This window comes from Methanobacterium sp., from assembly GCA_030017655.1.
Taxonomy (GTDB): Archaea; Methanobacteriota; Methanobacteria; order Methanobacteriales; family Methanobacteriaceae; genus Methanobacterium_D.
In genome coordinates, this window is the sequence record JASEIM010000002.1 from 88,347 (window position 1) to 105,828 (window position 17,482).

Here is a 17,482-nt window from a genome sequence, read left to right on the forward strand (position 1 = left end):
TTTTTGCGAATTTTTTTCTTAATACGGATAATCTTATTATTTCATTGAACTTTAAAACTGTTAAGAATCATTTCAAAGTTCTTTTTTTCTTTATCGAAATTTTTATGTAAGTCTGAAAATGTTATTAAGTATGTTTTTTCGTTTTTCACGAAGTATATGTATTCAAACCTCATTATTTCAACAGTTTCATTGAATATTACTACGTCTTTAAAGGCATTTCGACCATCTATTATGATTTTATCACTTGAAATCTTATTTCCAGGGAGCATGTTATTTTTAACCATATTAATTGCTTCTTGCTCTGCCATGCCATTATTATAGATTATATCTGCCTCAAATTGAGGATCAGCAGATGACCAGGCAACACCTCCACTTTCAAATCCAAATGGACCAAATGTAGATGCAGATATTGAGGTATTATTAATTTCACGAAGCATAGGAGCAGCTACAATAATGGTACCTCCCTTTTCTTTTATAACACCAACATGCCAATTATGTGGACATTTAAAACTAACACCAGCAACAAAATAAGTTCCATTAGTAGTTTTATTGAGGACTATAAAATTATCGGAACTATCATCTGTACTTAAAACATCCATAAACCATCCAAAGAATGTGCATCCAGAACTTAAAACGATTAAAGCCAGAAATCCCAATAAATAACACCAATAAGATGTTTATTAATGCTATTCAAATAATTAGGATTTCATTAAAAATGAAAATATAAAAATCAATATATATGATTTAAATATATATTAATTAGAATTAACTTAAAAAGAAAATTTAAAGGATATTTAATCCTTTTTACATATCTTATTGTATGAAGCGGCCTGAATACCGTAATTTTTAACCATTCCGGTCATTTCACGCTGATCCATACCTTTATCCTCAAATGAAACTGTTTCTTCACTGTAAAGACTGTAAGGAGATTTTCTTCCAAGTATTCTGAGATTTCCTTTATGGAGTCTCACTTTTACAGTTCCGGTTACTCTTCTCTGCATTTTATCAATCAACGCGTCAAGATCTTCTCTTAATGGATCATGCCATAATCCATCATATATAAGCTCAGAATATACTTCAGACACGTATGCTGCAAATTTAAGCTCGCTTCTTGTTAATGTAAGCTGTTCAAGAGCTTTATGAGCTGTAATAAGTAAAATCGCTCCAGGTACTTCATAGTTTTCCCTTGATTTTAGTCCGATAATCCTATCTTCAATTATATCAATCCTTCCAATACCGTTCAATCCTGCAATCTCATTACATTTTCCAATGAGATCCAGTGCTTTCATTCTTTCATTATTTAAAGCGACAGGAACTCCTTTTTCAAATTCAATCTCCAGAATCTGTGCCTCATCCGGCGCGTCGTCAGTTGAACGTGTCCAGTTAAAGGCTTCTTCCGGAGTTTCAACCATCGGATCTTCAAGGATGTCTCCTTCAATGGATCTTCCCCATAGGTTTTCATCGATACTGTACTGCTTATCAGATGGGAGAGGAATGCCGTGACCTTCCGCATATTTTATTTCTTCACTTCTGGTGAGATTTAAATCTCTTATTGGTGCTATTACATCCATATCCGACATTGCTCTTATTATAGTTTCAAATCTGAACTGATCGTTCCCTTTACCTGTGCATCCGTGAGCTATTGCGTCTGCACCTTCTTTTTTTGCAATTTCAACTATTTTCATGGCAATCAATGGCCTTGCAAGGGCTGTACTTAATGGATAACCTTCATAAATAGCATTAGCTTTTATCGCTCTGAATATGAAATTCTCTGCAAACTCTTCTTTTGCATCGATTGTATAATGTTTTGAGGAACCTATTTTATCTGCAGCTGCTGCTGGCCTTTCTATTTCTTCTTCAGGTTGACCTACATCCACACATACTGTAATAACTTCCATATCATAATTTTCTTCCAGTAATTTAATGCACACTGATGTATCTAAACCTCCGCTGAACGCGAGAACGACTTTTTTCATTATTTCACCTTGATTATTTATATGAGTCAGTTAAAAAATATAAAATAACTATAATTAATTATCAATTTAAACTTGGTGGAAGTCATGGTCTTGGGAGGAAAAATAAGCATAATATCCAGTGAAACCGGGGGCAAAATCGAAAAAAATGTTTCATTAATGAAATATATATCAAAAAGCCATTTTAATCAAGAATTAATCCCCGCAGCAGAACAAGGAACCCCCCTTTTAGAAATAGGGCAAGGAATTCCAAAAGTTATGATTACTGCTGGAATACATGGAAACGAGCTTCCACCCCAGATAGCTGCAATATGGCTGATTAATGAATTATCAAGAGTTAAAATAAATGGAACTGTGTATATAATACCGTTTGCAGTACCTCATGCCACAATGGAAAATTCAAGGAGATTTAAAGGGATAGATATGAATAGAAGCGCTTCAAAAGGTGGTTTCATATCTAATATCATAATAAAAACTCTTAAAACTCGGGACATACGTGCTGTGGCTGATTTCCACTCAACAAAGCCCGGAAGTAATCCTGGAATTGAAAGTGTTTTCTGCTCAAAAAGTCCATGTTACAAGAGCTTTCTGATGGCAGAATACATTACCCAAGTTACATCATCTAAAATAATCTGCCATGAAGAAGCAGGGAAAATGTACAACGGAGCACTTGAAGATGAATGCAATCTGACGGGAATTCCTGCTATAACCTGTGAAGTGGTTTCAAGAAATGGCATGGTGGATGGAAAAAGTCCTGAAAGATCCTATTTGCAAATGAAATCCTACTTAAGATATTTTAAAATAGTCTAATCAACACTATTTTGAGCAAATATCCCAGTAACGTGATACAATGCCTTCTTATCAAAAACACGCTTTATTTTCTATTATAATTGCATTACCATTTATTCAGGATGTTTTTTATCTTTTTCTGGCTGTTATTGGCGCATCCATGATCGATATGGATCACCATGTGAAGAAAAAAAATCTTATGTTAATGGTTATTTTCGGAATGATTTTGTTAATTTTACTTTACATGCTTAAATTACCTTTTTTATTGGGAATTTCAATAATTACAATGGCATTTATCTTTCATATTTCTAAACATCGAGGATTTACACATTCAATTTTTGGAGCACTTTTGTTATCATTTCTGCTGGCATTTTTCGTTATAGGGCTTAATTCACTATTTAATGGATTTAATTTGGAAAGTAAGCTTTCAATAATTTTAATTTCCTTAATTTTAGGGATTATTGTTTTAAATAAGAAATTAATCCTACCATTCCTCGTTCTTACGCCCATAGGTATCATTTTAACACATAATGCTAATATTAATCCATATTATACCTTTTTAGCAATATTTCTTGGAATTATCAGCCATATAATGTTGGATTTATTCACTCCAAGTGGAATAAGTTTGTTTAATCCAGTTTCATCTAAGAAATTCAAAAAAAGTGCAGGGATTTTTTTATTTATTTTATGGATTTTTTTATCCTTCATTTTAATTTTCAAAACATAAAATGAATTTTTAAGATATATCATAAATATTTTAAAATTTGAAGTATTTTCATGCCTTATCTTGGAATTTAATTATAAATCCAGTTCCTTTATTCCTATTTAACTCTATAGTTCCATTTATTTGTTCAACAAGAGTATTTACAAGTTGCATACCTAAAGATTCAGTATTTCTAAAGTCTATTTCCTCTGGAAATCCAACACCATTATCAACTATATAAAGGGCATATCCACCATTTTCTGAGTATAAACCCAAAAGTATATCTCCTTTTTTCCCTTCTGGAAACGCATATTTTAATGAATTAGTTATAAGTTCATTAATAATAAGACCTAACGGAATTGCAGTATTAATACTCATATTTACTCGCTCGACATCCATTTCCAAATGAACTAACTTTTGATTAGTTACATAAGTCCTATATAAGCTGGTTAAAAGATTTTCAATGTATTTCCCAATATCCAAATTACTCAAATCTTGTGAATGATACAAATTTTCGTGCACCATTGCCATTGTATTTACTCTATTCTTTGTATCTTTAAAAGCCGCTAACGAATCAGGGTCTTTAATGGAATTTTGTTGCAGGTTAAAAAGAGAAGAAATAATTTGCATGTTATTTTTGACCCTGTGATGAACTTCTTTTATAAGTACATCCTTTTCTTTAAGAGATTTCATTAGCATGTTCTGTACTTTTTTACCTTCTTTAAATGTAATAATCTGGCGTATAAGTGCTAAAGTTATTATAATACTTATTCCCGCTGTAAAAACATAAATGTTGGATAATGAGTAGTAATAACTAATAAAGACTGTTAAAAATGCAAATAAAGTGGCTAATACTGGTACATAATTAAATAATTCAGATCTAAACAATGATCTAAACCTTGATAATGATTTTTCTATTTCTAATCCATAATCACTAACTTGTGTCATAGCTGCAAACCCAATGATAGAATAAGAAACGACAAAGATTAAATCCACAACACTTCCAGACTCATAGTTCCCTAACATACTTTCGAAGAAAAATCCGAAATCACTGGCTATCTTAAGACCAATACCTATAGACAGCAATAAAAATGGAAGACTTTTTGTTTTGGTTGATAAATTGAACATGAAATATACAAGAATAAATAATAATAATAAATCCATAAATATGTATCCCATGCTTATTGTAATACTTAAAGTGTCAAATTGATTTGTTACAACTGGCAGATTAAATATTATAATCTGAAGAATCAGGACCATGGCCATAACTATAATTAACGCGTCAAATATGTTTTTGTAATGTTTATAAGGTTCTGTGGGCACTGATTTAAGTCTAGTCATTAATATGAGCCCAATAGCAAAAAATGGATAGAAAAGTGTGTAAAAAACATCTGCAATTGAGGGAAACGGTTGAATTCCATAAAAAACTTCAAGTATTCCATATACAAAATCACCAGTAGCATATGAGATTTGAGCAACACCCAGCATCATCCATGCTATAAAATATCTTCGACCATATCTTTTTGAATAAAAAGCAGCATAGAACAACGCTGCTGCAACCACCAGATTAATCAAAGGGACTGAAAAATCACTGAAAACCGTTTGGGAACTTGATCCACTGAAAATAATAATTCCAAACAAATAAAGCAAAATTAAATATGTAAATAACAATGTACCTTTACCAATATATTTCTCAGTTATTTCAGCCAATTCAGCCACTTTTCCACCCCATATTTATTAAACGCCTTATTTTAGGAATAATAGATTATTAACTATGATATTCTCTTCATAATTCTATTTTCAGACACTTCTTCTTCAATTAATTTGTTATGGCTCTCTAAATCTATATTTTCACTAAAATTTTCAGTTATTTGATGGCCTGATGAATTTATTTCTATTAATTCTTCATTATTATCAAAAACACCTTTATAAACCCAATTCCATAATTTCAAGCCATTATCAGACATTTTTGTTAGATTCTTAACAGTAATCTTGTTATTTTCTTGTGTTAATGAACTTATGGACATTTTTATTCTAATTCTAAGGGCGTTGGGGAAAATACTGAAGTAATTATTTCCGCTGGTTAATTGGCTGTAAAATGTTTTATTAGCATATTTAATTGTCCCCTCCGGTGAAAAAACACATAAAGCATTCGTATCATTATCATCAAGATTTTTTCGGTATTCTTTATTGTCCTGTTTGACTTTATGTTCTTTAACAGACTTTTTCTGAAACACCGCCATGATTAAAGGATTATTTCCCCATGAATCCAGATGATTTAAACTTAATTCACATCCAATATCACAGTCAGATCCCTTTAATTTAAAATTAAATGAACTTATTATGTCTGTTCCTTCAAAAAAATTATTTATATCTTCTTCTTTAAACTCAAACTCTTCAAAAATGTTTAAATCTTCTAATTCCATAATATTTAACAATTCAAACATATCTAGAGCAGCTTTATTAAAATATAATATCAATCCATCTGAATTAAAGATTCCAACAGGGATAGGTATTTTTAAATAAACCTCTTTAAAGTCTATTTCACAATTATCATCTTCATTTAAATCTTTAATTGAATTATCCATCTCTTCTTTTTCTTTTGGTTTTTCAGATGATTTTACATTTTCAAATACAATACATACGCCTGCAAAATTTCCATTATCTATTCTAATTGGTAAAGATCTGTAATTTACATTGATTTTATTTTCATCATTTGTAACCAAATTGATCTGATTTTTTACTACAGTTCCTTTGTTTAAGGGCTCTCTAACTAAAATATCCGTGACATTACACCCATTCGACAATTTAACTAACTCATCGAAATTTTTTGAGATTGCAAATTCTTCTTCACATCCAATAAAGGACAATGAATTTATATCCATATATCTCAGATATCCGTTATTATCTACGATAATAATAGCATTTTTACCATTTTTAAAGTTTTCAGAAAGATTTTTGCCTGTTTCTATCAATTCTGAATCTAATTCATCAGAATCATTTTTAACGCTTTTTTCGGCAATTAACAAGGGATTTGTAATTAGATCGTTTTTAAATAAATTTTCAAATACATTTTTATTTTCTTCAGGGAATTCTTCAAGATTTTCATTTAAAGAAGTTTCTTCTTTTTTAATTTCATCCCCAGAAGATTTAATTCCATATTTAGAAAACACATTCTCAATTTTTTGATGTAAGTCTTCCTCATCATATGGTTTTACCACATAATATTCATAACCTACTTTTTTGGCACGTTCAATTAAGTCTTTACTATTATAAGCAGTTAAAAAGATTATTGGGACATCAAAATGCTTCTTTATATGTTCTGCTGCATCTATTCCATCGAATTCTCCTTTAACCTTAATATCCATTAGAACTAAATCTGGATTTATTTCATCTATTTTTTTACACGCTTCTATCCCAGAAAAAGCAAAATTAGGTACCTCATATCCCCAATTTTTTAGTAGCCTTCGGAGTCCTATTGCAGTTATGCCTTCATCTTCAACTACATAAATTCTAGCAGGCAATGAATTGCCTCCTTTATGCCTTTTAAAGTATAATTAATTACTAATAACCTTCTAAACATGTGATAGTTAGAACAATCTTACATTATGATTATATTCAATTAAAAGTATTTAATATTATTGATCTATTGTGACAATAGTAACAATAAAATAATTTAAAAAAAAATTAAATCTTAAATTAGATTTTATATTATTATAAAACAATTATTAATACTATATTTCAGATTCACATCAGTTTAAATATATTTTATTCATAAATTTAGTTTAATAAACTATTTAGTTATAATTAAATTAAAATTAATAATTAAATTATATTTTGAGAATTTATATTACACTAAAATAAATTTAAATAATTTAATAATTGTAAATATCTATTAGAATCATTAAAATTACCTTTAATTTTGTATATTTTTTCTTTAAATAAACTTAATAAACTGTAAAATGTTTGCAAGGTTTATTAAATAAATATACTACATTTAAATTCTCCAAAACCTTTTAGGAATAATAAAAATAATAAAAATTAATATATTATCATTAACTCTGAGTATTGACCAAAAATATCTACTAAAAGAAAAAAGAGGTAGGTTTATATATCATGTTTTATCATTATAATTACATGTTTCATGGTTAGATTTCTTAAGGTGATTTATGATTCTTCACGCATTAACCATGACAATTAGCCAGATAATCTAAAAATTATATCGTTTGCAATATTTAGAGGGGTTAATCAATGAATATCGTATTTAGAATATTTTATGCAATTGCATATTTTATCATACTCATTATAGAAATTATAAAAGCCACCTTTGACGTGGCACTAAGAACTTTGAATGGAAAAATCGAACCAGTGATAGTAGAAATTGATACTGAGCTTAAAAGGCCAATTTCCCAGGTTATACTTGCAAACAGCATAACTCTAACTCCAGGAACGCTTTCAATTGATGTAGATTCTGAAAATTGCGTTATAAAAGTTGCAACAATTGTTCCAAGAGCTAAAGAGGACATAATATCCTTTGAACCTTATATAAAAGGATGGTTAGAGTAGATAACAATAAATTACAAGGTGTTAAAATGGATATACTACAGATATCTGAATATATTTTAATAGCAGCACTAGCATTTTACGCAATTGCAACAATAAGAATTGCAACCAGAAAAACCATATCCATGGGAATTGTAGGATTGCTTGGTTTGAGTATAGCGGTGGCAACTATACTAATTTTAGTCAATAATATTTATGGAATAGCTTTTTGTAAAGATATAGCTTATGCACTGGTTATTTTAGGTCCAATTGGTACTATAGCGTTTTCAAAGGTTATAAGAGGATGGTAAAGTGGCAGATATAATTACTTTGATAAAATCAGCGATAATGATAATAGCAGCAGTGCTTATAGTCCTTACTGCATTTGGAATTATAAGATATAAGGACGATGTAGAAAGAATACTCTATGCCAGAGTTCATATGCTTGGTGTGGCGGATATGGCATGTATTGTAGCATTACTTGCCCTGGATGAGCCACTTTTAGCAGTTACATATTTCTTCCTTACACCTTTTGCATCCCATGCTATAGCCAATGCATATTATTATGGGGAGGAATCAAGATGATTGAATACATATTAATGATTGTAGCTATTTTAGGGGCTGTTATAGCACTTACTCAAAGAGATCTCCTTAAAGCTGCAATATTAACTGGAATTGCAGGAGCTGCAATTGCTTTCCTATTCCAATTTTTACTGGCTCCCGATGTAGCATTAACCCAGGCCATAGTAGGTACTGCCATAGTTCCAGTATTCTTTGCACTGGCCGTTAAAAAGACACGTAGAATGGAGGAAGACTAATTAGCACTTTAGAGGGATTATCATGATTTTAGACCCACAACTCGGATCATTCTTTACAGCAGGAGCATTGATAATAATAGGCTTATTTGCATCCATTTTCATTGATAACTTAATTAAAAAGGTAATAGGGCTTTTATTTATTGCAGATGGAGTAAATCTTTTCATAGTTGCAATGGGTTATAAAGCAGGTGGAATTGTTTACATTCTCCTTCCGGAAATGACTGTAGATTGGTTTGCTCAAAATGCAGCGTATCCCCTACCATTTGCTTTAGTTCTAACAAGCATTGTAATTGGAGCAAGTACGCTTGCTGTAATGCTCGGTTTAATAATAGTACTATATAAAAAACACGGATCCATAAAAGCATCAAAAATTCTTGGAGAGTAACAAGATGTTTCGAATAAAACACATTGGTATTCAAAATCACATTTACTGGTCCTTAAAGGAGGGCGAATTATGAATCCACTGATACCATTAATGGTTATAATTCCAATTGCTTGTGCATTGCTTTTAAATCTGCTTCATAAAAATGATCGGACAGTAAAAGTAATTGCAATTATCATTGCATTGGTTTTACCAATTATACCTTTAATTACAAGTTATGGTCCTCACTATTTCGGAGGATATGCCCCTCTGGTTGAAAATCCAACAATAGCACAAGGATTACCAGCATACATAACCGCTTCAGCTTTAAATGTATTCCACCCGGCCATAACATATTTATTTGGTAATGCTCAGAAGCTATTAGTATTTATATTGGGTTTAATTGCATTTTTATCCATATTAACATCGCTAAATGAAACAAAGAAACCATCAGGAGTATATGCATTCCTGATGTTCATGGGAGTTGCTTCAGTAACCGCAATTCTCCTTACAGATGACATATTCAACCTGTATGTTTTCTTTGAAATATTAGCAGTGACTCAAGTGGGAGTTGTAGTAGCATCAAAAATTAAAGGGAATTATGAAACTGCCTTAAACTATATGATTTTAGGAAGCATCGCTTCACCACTTTTATTACTTGGAGTAGCTCTCCTTTTAGGAGTTACAGGTAACGTTAACATTACCGATATAATCTATTCATTAAAAACTGGCCTTGTAGACCCACAAAACCCCGTATTACTCATGGCATGTTGTCTTATAACATTTGGATGGCTTTATGGTTCAGGGCTTCCACCATTCCACACCATAAAGTCAGCAGTATACAGTAAAGCTTTACCACATGGAGCTGCCTTACTTCAAGCATTCTCTGTGTTTACACTCGTGGCACTTGGGGTCATTATCTTTAGAATATTCTCATATTTGCCATTTTCAAAAGTATTTATAATAGCTATTTCACTTGCTGCAATGATACTAAGTATAACAATGGCATTAATGCAAACTGATATTAAAAGAATTATTGGTTTCCTTGCAGTTGGAGAACTTGGTTATATTGGAATAGGTCTTGGATTAGGAACAGCGATGAGTATAACTGCAGGTCTTTTCCAGGCTGTAAATGAAGCTATAATAACAGCATTCTTATTTATAGGGTTTGGTACAATTCTCTATAAAACTCGTGAAAGCGATATAAGGAAACTTGGAGGAATGATGGTAGAAGCTCCTAAAGTTGCACTGTTGGTACTTTTGGCAGGGCTTGCAATGGCCGGTGTACCCCCATTAAACGCTTTCCAGAGTAAATTAATGCTGATTCAATCATCTTTAGATGCAGGAATACCTGAACTCGGCATAATCATGATACTTCTAAGTATTGTGACTTTCATGACATTTATGAAGGCATTTTATGCCATTTACATGCGCCCTAAACCGCGTGATCTTGAAATTAAAAATGGAAGGATACCTAAAGCAACCATATTCTCAATGGTTGTATTTCTAATCGTGTGTATTATATTTGGTCTTTTCCCATCCATCGTGACCAATTTCTTACAGGTACTTGCAAATAGTTTGATATAACGATAATAGAGGGATTATATGAGCCTTTATGATATTATAATAAATAAAATTAAAAAAGTTCAGGGAGAAACTGAAAAAGATGAACCTGTAACCAGCATCATGGCTTCATCAACATTAGCAGCAGAAATAACGCTATTATCCTCTCTTTTAGTCGCAGTGATAATGCTAAGATTCCTTAACACTGCTCTGATGATATTTGTGGTTCTTATATTGATAGCTGCAGCAGTTTTTGCCATGCCAATAATGCCCAAATTAAAAAGAGAACAAAACGATTCATTAAATGGAATGGTATTTTATGTAATTTTGGCACTTGGTATTATTGTAACATTGTTCTACTGGGGGAGTCTAAATGTCTGAAGGAATAAGAAACCTTATTGCCAGTATTTCGCTGGCTTTATTTGCTGTTACATTATTTCAAGCAATATACGAATTTAAACAAATATTAAATCCCGGAATCAGTAATCTTTATAACTGGATAGGCCCAAACATTGCCCCTAACATGGTTACGGATGTAATATTTGACTTTAGAGGATATGATACCCTTGGGGAAGCTTTGATACTTGTAACTGCAGTTGTTGTTGTATTATTAATATTTGGAAGAGGAATGGTAGATCTTGGAGGAAAAGAAGAGGATGAGGAGGAAGGTAAATGAGTACAATCCTTAAATTATTCGTATTTCCAATATCCCTTATAATTATATGTTTAGGAATTAACACAATACTTGGAGGCCACATAACTCCAGGTGGAGGGTTTCAAGGAGGTGCAATGATTGCAGGAGGATTAATATTCTGTATTGTTGTTTACGGCCTTAAAGAGAGTCCTTTTAAGCTTTCCCATAACTTTTTAGCTTCACTTGAGAGTGCTGGGGCTTTGACATTTGTACTTTTTGGAGTTGCAGGCCTATTATTCTCAGGATTTTATCTATATAATTTAGGGGTCGATCTTTATGGCATAATTCCCCCTGCAATAAAAGGCATTTTTAATTATCCGGATCCAATAGGTGCTGGAATCATACCTTACCTGAACTTCGCAGTAGGTATTAAAGTTTTAGTAGGATTAAGTGCTGTGGTAATAGCTTTCTTGGAAAGTGATAAAATTATTGGAGAGAATGAACAATGATTTTCTACATCGGTCCAATGGCATTAGGATTATTAATGGGATTCATACTAGGGACACGGATTAAACCTGTTCCTGAAAGTAATTTAAAATTTGACAAAGAAGTTTATGCAATTGTTTTAATTGCAGCAATAGCAGTAGCATATTACCTTGGACCTTTCCCTTACTATAAAGATATTCCACTTGCATCAGGATTTGTTGCAGCTATTATTGGGATAATGATTGGAAAATTAACATTTGGAAGGTAAAAAAAGAGGAATTAATAGAATCATTTAATGTAATAAAGTCTGAAAAAAATCAATTTGAAGTTACAAGAAGTGTATTAAGTACACATAAATATATGCAAAAATATCAGAGGGCAAAGATCATGTTTTTATCAACTAATAAATGCGAAGGCATTGGAGAATGTATCAAAGAATGTCCGACAGGTGCAATAAGATTGATAGAGGGCAAAGCATTTAGCTGTATCACCTGCGGCGCTTGTGCAGAAGCATGTCCTAATAGAGCCATATTCAAAAACAAATATGGAGGATATGTTGTAGACAGGGCAAAATGTAATGCATGCGGAGTTTGCGAATTAACATGCCCCATAAATAACATCAAAATCGAAGGAGACATGGTAAAAGGAATCTGTTCAAGATGCGGATTATGCGCAGACATATGCCCGATTAATGCTCGGGTTGATGCATATGATCTGATTGAAGACCGCCAAATTAAACTCCTGGAAGCGCTGAATTTAACAATACAACCGCCTGTAAAAGCAAAGAAAGGGGAAGAAATAGCCCAGAGAATTAACGTGATTACCGATGCAGAAAAATGTGCCCTTTGCGGTAGATGTGAATATTACTGCCCAACAGATGCTATAATAGTTGATACTGAACCTGGAATCTGCACAGAGTGCAAAGTATGTGAAGATGTTTGTCCTGCAGAAGCCATCATAGATAACACAATAGATCCTGAAAAATGTACATTATGTCTTAAATGCGTTAAGGAATGTCCTAATAACGCAATGTATGTTGAAGATTTTAAGGTGAATATCAGAAAACCTGAAGAAGGAGAAAAGATTGATGGAACCATAATTTCGTGCCTGAACTGCGGTTTATGTGCTGAATCATGTGAACAAGGAGCCTTGAAGATAGTGGAAGGTAAACTACGCTATGACCCTTCACTTTGCGATGACTGCGATGATATGAAATGTCTGGATGCATGTCCAGTGGGTATTTTAAGAGAATCTGATGAAGATGAGCGCAGAATAAAAGGATATTGTGTTTCATGCGGTAGATGTGTTAAAGCTTGCGATCTTAATGAAGCAAGAAGCTTCCAGACTGTTATATGGGAAGGAAAAATATCGAAAGATTGTATATCTTGTGGTATATGTGCAGAGCAGTGCCCACGAGATGCTATAACTCTTAAAAGAGGTAGTATCAGCGTAGATCTTGGAAAATGTGCATTATGTGAAAAATGTGCAATTCACTGCCCTCAGGATGCAATTCCCCTAACCACCATGCGCAAAAAATCAATAAAAGACGGATTTGTATTTGTGGAAAATAAACTATGCATGAACTGTAAACTATGCATGAAAACCTGTCCAGAGGAAGCTATTTACGAAGATGAAAAAGGAAGACTTACTGTAGATGATTCAAAATGCATATATTGTGGTGCATGTAACAATGTGTGCCCTGCAAGAGCGATATTATTCGAAAGAGAATTTGAGGTATCACAATGAAAAATTTAGTTAGAATTATACTGGAGGGAACGTATAGCAACGTAAAAAGGATTATGTTCGCTTCAGACAGAGTAACCGACATGGAACTTCGAAGCAAAATCCTTGAAGGTCGAATTGTGCCTACAGATAAAGTCGCTGAAGAATCATGTATAGGATGTGCAGGATGTAAAAATGTATGCCCAACAGGCGCAATTGAAATGGTAAAACTTGATGAACCTGTTGAATTAATGGAAGGACTAATAAAAGAGGAAATACCAGTTATAGATAGCCTAAAATGTGTAAACTGCTATTATTGCCATGATTTTTGTCCGCTTTATGCTTTATTTGGAGAAGCAGGCACTATACATCCAAATGATGTTGGAGATGTAAATCCTGATGTAAGAGAAATGCTGGAAAAACCAGTTAAAATATCTGATGATAAACTGGCTTATATCGCCAAATTTCTCTCTGACACAGCAATATTAAGAAAAAGACAGGATCAAGAAAATTCAAAATAATTATTCAAAGAAATTAAACTAACCTTAAAAAGAGGGATGAATTTGGGTTTAAAATCATATTCAAGAGCAAGAGCCGTGCACGTAATGCTTGTATATACTGGAGGATGCAACGGATGCGATATAGAAATAGTAAACTGTATACTTTCACCAAAATACGATGCAGAACAATATAAAGTCTTTTTAACATGGAATCCGAGGGAAGCTGACGTGCTTGTCGTAACAGGGCCTGTTACAAAGCATGTAGAAGAGCCATTAAAAGCAATTTATGAAGCAATACCTGAACCTAAAGCTGTTGTTGCAGCAGGTGCCTGTGCAACAATGGGTGGTGTCTACAAGAACATTCATGGAGACATACCCTCTGAAGAGATATCAGGACCGGTTGATGAAATTATACCTGTTGCTGCTAAAGTTCCAGGATGTGCAGTTAGACCTGAAGATGTACTCTCAGGAGTAGTTGCAGCATTACCTTTACTATTAAATGCAGAATAATTTATAATAAATGAAGTCAGAGCTATTTTCTGGCTAAGGGGTGTCATTATGGATAATAATAACAAAATCACAACTCAAGTAATCGAAACAGAAGTTCCAATGGGTACTGTTCACTCTGCCGCTTTAGAACCTTACAGACTGCGGTTATTCGTTGAAGATGAAATTGTAAGAGACGCTGAATTAACAATAGGTGTTAATCATAGAGGAATTGAAAGAATAATGGAAGGATTACCTGTTGAAAAGGCAAATAGCCTTACAGAAAAAGTATGTGGTATCTGTTCCAATAGCCATATCTGGAACTCATGTCTTGTAGCTGAAAAAGGGCTTGAGATTGATGTTCCTCCACGTGCAGAATATATCAGAATTATCATGGAAGAACTGGAAAGATTACACAGCCACCTTCTCTACCTTGCCCACGGTAGCGAAGTACTGGGGCATGAAACATTTTCAATGAGACTCTTCTATATTAGAGAAACCGTTATGGAACTTCTCCGTATGATTGGAGGTAACCGTGTACAATATGGAGCTTCAATCATTGGTGGCGTAAGACCCAGATGTGAACTAAATGAAATGAGAATCCAGAAGATCAAAGAGGGTATGGACTATATTGAAGAAAAAGTTCTTGAATTTGCAGATAGATTCATTAGAGATCCAATGGTCATGTCCCGTATAAGCGGTATAGGAGCTATTACAAAAGCCGATGCTCGAAGATTAGCCACAACCGGCCCTACTCTTAGAGCAACAGGTATAGAAGTGGATTTAAGACGTGACATGGAACAATATGAACCTTTTGAATTCGATGTGATCACTCAGGATACTGGAGATGTTAAAGCAAACCTTCTTATGCGTGTCCTTGAAATCCCAGAAAGTATAAAAATAATTAGACAAGCCATTAAAGACCTTCCTGAAGGAAAAATAACAAACAGAAGCTGGGAAATGCAGGATACAGGCATTATAAGGAGTTACATCGAAGTTCCAAGAGGTAAACTTTATCACTCTTATAAAATTGAAGATGGGAGATTAAGAAATTCAATAATTAGGACACCTTCCATAACAAATATAAATACAATGGAGTTTGCATGTATAGGAACGCACATTACAGATGCACAATTAGCAGTAGTTCAATGTGATCCATGCTTTACATGCACCGACCGTGCGATACAAATAGTGGATCATCCATTTAGGAAAAATAGAATTATATAAGATCAAAGAAATCTGATCTCTTAAATTTATTTAAATAGAATTAACAGGAGAAATGGGAATGCAAATAGTGGATACTGATATATCAATGATTTTAATTTCGCTAGCAGCAGTGATTGGAACGTTAATCGTAGCGTTTGCAGTTAGTGTATGGCTTCCAGGTATTGAAAGAAAATTCGTTCAAGCAAGAATACAGCAGAGAGTCGGCCCTCCAATTTCAAGTCCCGGATTTATGGCCCCAATTAAATTCTTCTTTAAACAGGCAATGACTCCAAACTCTCCTATGCCCCAATTATACAATGCACTCCCTTTAATCAGTTTAATCATAGTGGTGTTTATATTATTATTCCTAATGCCCCAAATGTACTTTTTAGGTGCTTTAGCAAGCATTATAGCTGTTGTAGGGTTACTTAAAGTTGAAGAGATTATGTACATGTTTATGGGTTCACTATCAAAATCAGTGTTATCAGTGAATATGCCCTTTCCAGACCTTGTAAAAGGCGCTAAACATGTTGATGCAACAAGATCATTTATCGAAGAGATCAGTACCCTCAGAGCATTCCGTCTTATAGCATTTGGGTCATTCCCATTGTACATTGCGCTTTTCGTGCCTGTTGCAATGGCTAGAAGTATATACCTTAAAGATATAATTGCATTCCAACAGTTAAACGGGCCAGTACTCTTTACTGTAGCGGGAGCTATAGGTGCAATTGTCTATTTCATCGGTTTCATGATATTAATGAATGAATACCCATTTGCAATAATGAAAACCAAAGCAGATGTCATGGAAGGGCCATATCTTGAGTATATGTCCAAATATAGGGCATACACCTACATCACAAGAGGATTTCTGATATTTGTACTTGCAAGTCTGTTTGCAACAATGTTCCTTGGAATACCACCAAATATATTCAACCCAGGAATACTGGTAACAATTGCAGTAGCCATATTATTCCCTGTTTTTATGGCCGTTATGAGTGCATTTTCCCCAATATTCACATTCAGACAGTTTTATCCTGTCGTGGCAGCCACATCAATCTTAGGAGTGCTTGCAATAGTTGCAGCATTCTTATAACCCATTAATTTAATAAAAACATAATACATCAAAGGATTAGATAATATGAAATTCGTAGTAAGACCCCTCCACATTATAAGTGTCGGCGGATACATAGTTGAAGTTGATTTCCCTTACAGGAACATTATAGTAGTTAATCCTACACAGGAACCTATCAAAATCGATCTTCCAGTATTTACCACTGACTGGATTGACAAACAAAGAAAATTAGGGCTGGAAATTATTCCAACAAAGGATGAAGACTCGTTTTTAAGTACATTCAGAAAAGCTAAAGCTAAATTGGAAAAATTGAAGGCTGAATAATCTTAATTACAAACTACCTATCATTTTTTATTTTAATCAGATAAATGATTGATAACTAATAAAAACAAAAATATTTTAAAATTAAATCCTATTTATTTTCCATTCAAGGACTATGCACATTCAGTTCCCTTAGAATCCTATCCCTCTCCTCTTTAAGCGCTTCAATTACTTTTTCATCGCATTTTTTACTCTTTTCTAAATGGGCAATTGTAACTGTTATTGCTTCTAAATTAGCCTCATTCTGATTTACAGACATATTGAAAACCCCTTTAACTATCCATATTTATTCTATAATAGGTCTTA

The 17,482-nt window shown here is 33.1% G+C and carries 23 protein-coding genes; 18 read left to right on the top strand and 5 right to left on the bottom strand.

The window, feature by feature from the left end:
• Positions 1–41: 41 nt before the first annotated feature.
• Complete coding sequence (locus QMD61_01755; GenBank protein ID MDI6723351.1) at positions 42–656, bottom strand: PsbP-related protein; 615 nt, start codon at positions 654–656, stop codon at positions 42–44.
• Positions 657–794: 138 nt separating this feature from the next.
• Positions 795–1,976, bottom strand: coding sequence for an argininosuccinate synthase (locus tag QMD61_01760; GenBank protein MDI6723352.1), 1,182 nt, complete (start codon positions 1,974–1,976; stop codon positions 795–797).
• An 84-nt stretch (positions 1,977–2,060) separates the two neighbouring features.
• Between QMD61_01760 and QMD61_01765 the strand changes: the two genes are divergently transcribed.
• Together QMD61_01765 and QMD61_01770 are read left to right on the top strand one after the other, a co-directional pair.
• Complete coding sequence (locus QMD61_01765; GenBank protein ID MDI6723353.1) at positions 2,061–2,783, top strand: succinylglutamate desuccinylase/aspartoacylase family protein; 723 nt, start codon at positions 2,061–2,063, stop codon at positions 2,781–2,783.
• 40 nt (positions 2,784–2,823) lie between these two features.
• Positions 2,824–3,489: a metal-dependent hydrolase gene (locus QMD61_01770; protein MDI6723354.1), complete on the top strand. Its 666-nt coding sequence runs from the start codon at positions 2,824–2,826 to the stop codon at positions 3,487–3,489.
• Positions 3,490–3,537: 48 nt separating this feature from the next.
• On the opposite strand, the gene QMD61_01775 is transcribed toward QMD61_01770, so the two are convergent.
• Together QMD61_01775 and QMD61_01780 are read right to left on the bottom strand one after the other, a co-directional pair.
• Positions 3,538–5,184 (bottom strand): sensor histidine kinase, encoded by a 1,647-nt coding sequence (locus tag QMD61_01775; GenBank protein ID MDI6723355.1) that lies wholly within the window; start codon positions 5,182–5,184, stop codon positions 3,538–3,540.
• A gap of 53 nt (positions 5,185–5,237) precedes the next feature.
• A complete protein-coding gene (locus QMD61_01780; GenBank protein ID MDI6723356.1) occupies positions 5,238–6,989 on the bottom strand; it encodes a response regulator in 1,752 nt (583 codons plus the stop codon).
• Between the two features lie 727 nt (positions 6,990–7,716).
• Between QMD61_01780 and QMD61_01785 the strand changes: the two genes are divergently transcribed.
• The 16 genes from QMD61_01785 (at position 7,717) to ehbP (ending at position 17,179) form a co-directional block, all read left to right on the top strand.
• Positions 7,717–8,031 (top strand): Na+/H+ antiporter subunit E, encoded by a 315-nt coding sequence (locus QMD61_01785; protein MDI6723357.1) that lies wholly within the window; start codon positions 7,717–7,719, stop codon positions 8,029–8,031.
• 26 nt (positions 8,032–8,057) lie between these two features.
• Positions 8,058–8,318, top strand: a complete 261-nt coding sequence (locus tag QMD61_01790; GenBank protein MDI6723358.1) for a monovalent cation/H+ antiporter complex subunit F — start codon at positions 8,058–8,060, stop codon at positions 8,316–8,318.
• A gap of 1 nt (position 8,319) precedes the next feature.
• The gene (locus QMD61_01795; protein MDI6723359.1) at positions 8,320–8,592 is read left to right on the top strand and encodes a cation:proton antiporter; all 273 of its coding nucleotides are present in this window, start codon (positions 8,320–8,322) and stop codon (positions 8,590–8,592) included.
• A complete protein-coding gene (locus QMD61_01800) occupies positions 8,589–8,825 on the top strand; it encodes a DUF4040 domain-containing protein (protein MDI6723360.1) in 237 nt (78 codons plus the stop codon). Before QMD61_01795 ends, QMD61_01800 begins: the two co-directional genes overlap by 4 nt.
• Before the next feature lie 22 nt (positions 8,826–8,847).
• Complete coding sequence (locus QMD61_01805; GenBank protein MDI6723361.1) at positions 8,848–9,210, top strand: cation:proton antiporter subunit C; 363 nt, start codon at positions 8,848–8,850, stop codon at positions 9,208–9,210.
• A 69-nt stretch (positions 9,211–9,279) separates the two neighbouring features.
• Complete coding sequence (ehbF, locus tag QMD61_01810; GenBank protein MDI6723362.1) at positions 9,280–10,773, top strand: energy conserving hydrogenase EhbF; 1,494 nt, start codon at positions 9,280–9,282, stop codon at positions 10,771–10,773.
• An 18-nt stretch (positions 10,774–10,791) separates the two neighbouring features.
• Positions 10,792–11,130, top strand: coding sequence for an energy-converting hydrogenase B subunit G, EhbG (locus QMD61_01815; GenBank protein MDI6723363.1), 339 nt, complete (start codon positions 10,792–10,794; stop codon positions 11,128–11,130).
• Complete coding sequence (locus tag QMD61_01820; GenBank protein MDI6723364.1) at positions 11,123–11,425, top strand: EhbH; 303 nt, start codon at positions 11,123–11,125, stop codon at positions 11,423–11,425. The genes QMD61_01815 and QMD61_01820 overlap by 8 nt, the downstream gene beginning before the upstream one ends.
• Positions 11,422–11,892: an MnhB domain-containing protein gene (locus tag QMD61_01825; GenBank protein MDI6723365.1), complete on the top strand. Its 471-nt coding sequence runs from the start codon at positions 11,422–11,424 to the stop codon at positions 11,890–11,892. Before QMD61_01820 ends, QMD61_01825 begins: the two co-directional genes overlap by 4 nt.
• The gene (locus tag QMD61_01830) at positions 11,889–12,137 is read left to right on the top strand and encodes an energy-converting hydrogenase B subunit J (protein ID MDI6723366.1); all 249 of its coding nucleotides are present in this window, start codon (positions 11,889–11,891) and stop codon (positions 12,135–12,137) included. The genes QMD61_01825 and QMD61_01830 overlap by 4 nt, the downstream gene beginning before the upstream one ends.
• Before the next feature lie 119 nt (positions 12,138–12,256).
• Positions 12,257–13,615, top strand: a complete 1,359-nt coding sequence (locus QMD61_01835) for a 4Fe-4S binding protein (protein MDI6723367.1) — start codon at positions 12,257–12,259, stop codon at positions 13,613–13,615.
• Positions 13,612–14,112 carry a 4Fe-4S binding protein gene (locus QMD61_01840; GenBank protein MDI6723368.1) on the top strand — a complete coding sequence of 167 codons (501 nt, stop codon included), beginning with the start codon at positions 13,612–13,614 and terminating at the stop codon, positions 14,110–14,112. Before QMD61_01835 ends, QMD61_01840 begins: the two co-directional genes overlap by 4 nt.
• A gap of 42 nt (positions 14,113–14,154) precedes the next feature.
• Positions 14,155–14,601: an NADH-quinone oxidoreductase subunit B family protein gene (locus tag QMD61_01845; GenBank protein ID MDI6723369.1), complete on the top strand. Its 447-nt coding sequence runs from the start codon at positions 14,155–14,157 to the stop codon at positions 14,599–14,601.
• Positions 14,602–14,649: 48 nt separating this feature from the next.
• Positions 14,650–15,804: a nickel-dependent hydrogenase large subunit gene (locus tag QMD61_01850; GenBank protein ID MDI6723370.1), complete on the top strand. Its 1,155-nt coding sequence runs from the start codon at positions 14,650–14,652 to the stop codon at positions 15,802–15,804.
• Between the two features lie 58 nt (positions 15,805–15,862).
• Positions 15,863–16,876, top strand: coding sequence for an NADH-quinone oxidoreductase subunit H (locus QMD61_01855; GenBank protein MDI6723371.1), 1,014 nt, complete (start codon positions 15,863–15,865; stop codon positions 16,874–16,876).
• A gap of 45 nt (positions 16,877–16,921) precedes the next feature.
• A complete protein-coding gene (gene ehbP / locus QMD61_01860; GenBank protein MDI6723372.1) occupies positions 16,922–17,179 on the top strand; it encodes an energy-converting hydrogenase B subunit EhbP in 258 nt (85 codons plus the stop codon).
• Positions 17,180–17,282: 103 nt separating this feature from the next.
• Here ehbP and QMD61_01865 read toward each other — a convergent pair whose 3' ends face one another.
• Positions 17,283–17,435, bottom strand: coding sequence for a hypothetical protein (locus QMD61_01865; GenBank protein MDI6723373.1), 153 nt, complete (start codon positions 17,433–17,435; stop codon positions 17,283–17,285).
• Positions 17,436–17,482: the final 47 nt, after the last annotated feature.

Excerpts from the sequence above, each read along its gene's own strand:
- QMD61_01840 (MDI6723368.1), top strand. The coding sequence starts at position 13,612 with ATGAAAAATTTAGTTAGAATTATACTGGAGGGAACGTATAGCAACGTA.
- ehbP (MDI6723372.1), top strand. The coding sequence starts at position 16,922 with ATGAAATTCGTAGTAAGACCCCTCCACATTATAAGTGTCGGCGGATAC.
- ehbF (MDI6723362.1), top strand. The coding sequence starts at position 9,280 with ATGAATCCACTGATACCATTAATGGTTATAATTCCAATTGCTTGTGCA.
- QMD61_01765 (MDI6723353.1), top strand. The coding sequence starts at position 2,061 with ATGGTCTTGGGAGGAAAAATAAGCATAATATCCAGTGAAACCGGGGGC.
- QMD61_01850 (MDI6723370.1), top strand. The coding sequence starts at position 14,650 with ATGGATAATAATAACAAAATCACAACTCAAGTAATCGAAACAGAAGTT.
- QMD61_01770 (MDI6723354.1), top strand. The coding sequence starts at position 2,824 with ATGCCTTCTTATCAAAAACACGCTTTATTTTCTATTATAATTGCATTA.
- QMD61_01790 (MDI6723358.1), top strand. The coding sequence starts at position 8,058 with ATGGATATACTACAGATATCTGAATATATTTTAATAGCAGCACTAGCA.
- QMD61_01825 (MDI6723365.1), top strand. The coding sequence starts at position 11,422 with ATGAGTACAATCCTTAAATTATTCGTATTTCCAATATCCCTTATAATT.
- QMD61_01760 (MDI6723352.1), bottom strand. The coding sequence starts at position 1,976 with ATGAAAAAAGTCGTTCTCGCGTTCAGCGGAGGTTTAGATACATCAGTG.
- QMD61_01815 (MDI6723363.1), top strand. The coding sequence starts at position 10,792 with ATGAGCCTTTATGATATTATAATAAATAAAATTAAAAAAGTTCAGGGA.
- QMD61_01830 (MDI6723366.1), top strand. The coding sequence starts at position 11,889 with ATGATTTTCTACATCGGTCCAATGGCATTAGGATTATTAATGGGATTC.
- QMD61_01855 (MDI6723371.1), top strand. The coding sequence starts at position 15,863 with ATGCAAATAGTGGATACTGATATATCAATGATTTTAATTTCGCTAGCA.
- QMD61_01800 (MDI6723360.1), top strand. The coding sequence starts at position 8,589 with ATGATTGAATACATATTAATGATTGTAGCTATTTTAGGGGCTGTTATA.
- QMD61_01835 (MDI6723367.1), top strand. The coding sequence starts at position 12,257 with ATGTTTTTATCAACTAATAAATGCGAAGGCATTGGAGAATGTATCAAA.
- QMD61_01785 (MDI6723357.1), top strand. The coding sequence starts at position 7,717 with ATGAATATCGTATTTAGAATATTTTATGCAATTGCATATTTTATCATA.
- QMD61_01865 (MDI6723373.1), bottom strand. The coding sequence starts at position 17,435 with ATGTCTGTAAATCAGAATGAGGCTAATTTAGAAGCAATAACAGTTACA.
- QMD61_01805 (MDI6723361.1), top strand. The coding sequence starts at position 8,848 with ATGATTTTAGACCCACAACTCGGATCATTCTTTACAGCAGGAGCATTG.
- QMD61_01820 (MDI6723364.1), top strand. The coding sequence starts at position 11,123 with ATGTCTGAAGGAATAAGAAACCTTATTGCCAGTATTTCGCTGGCTTTA.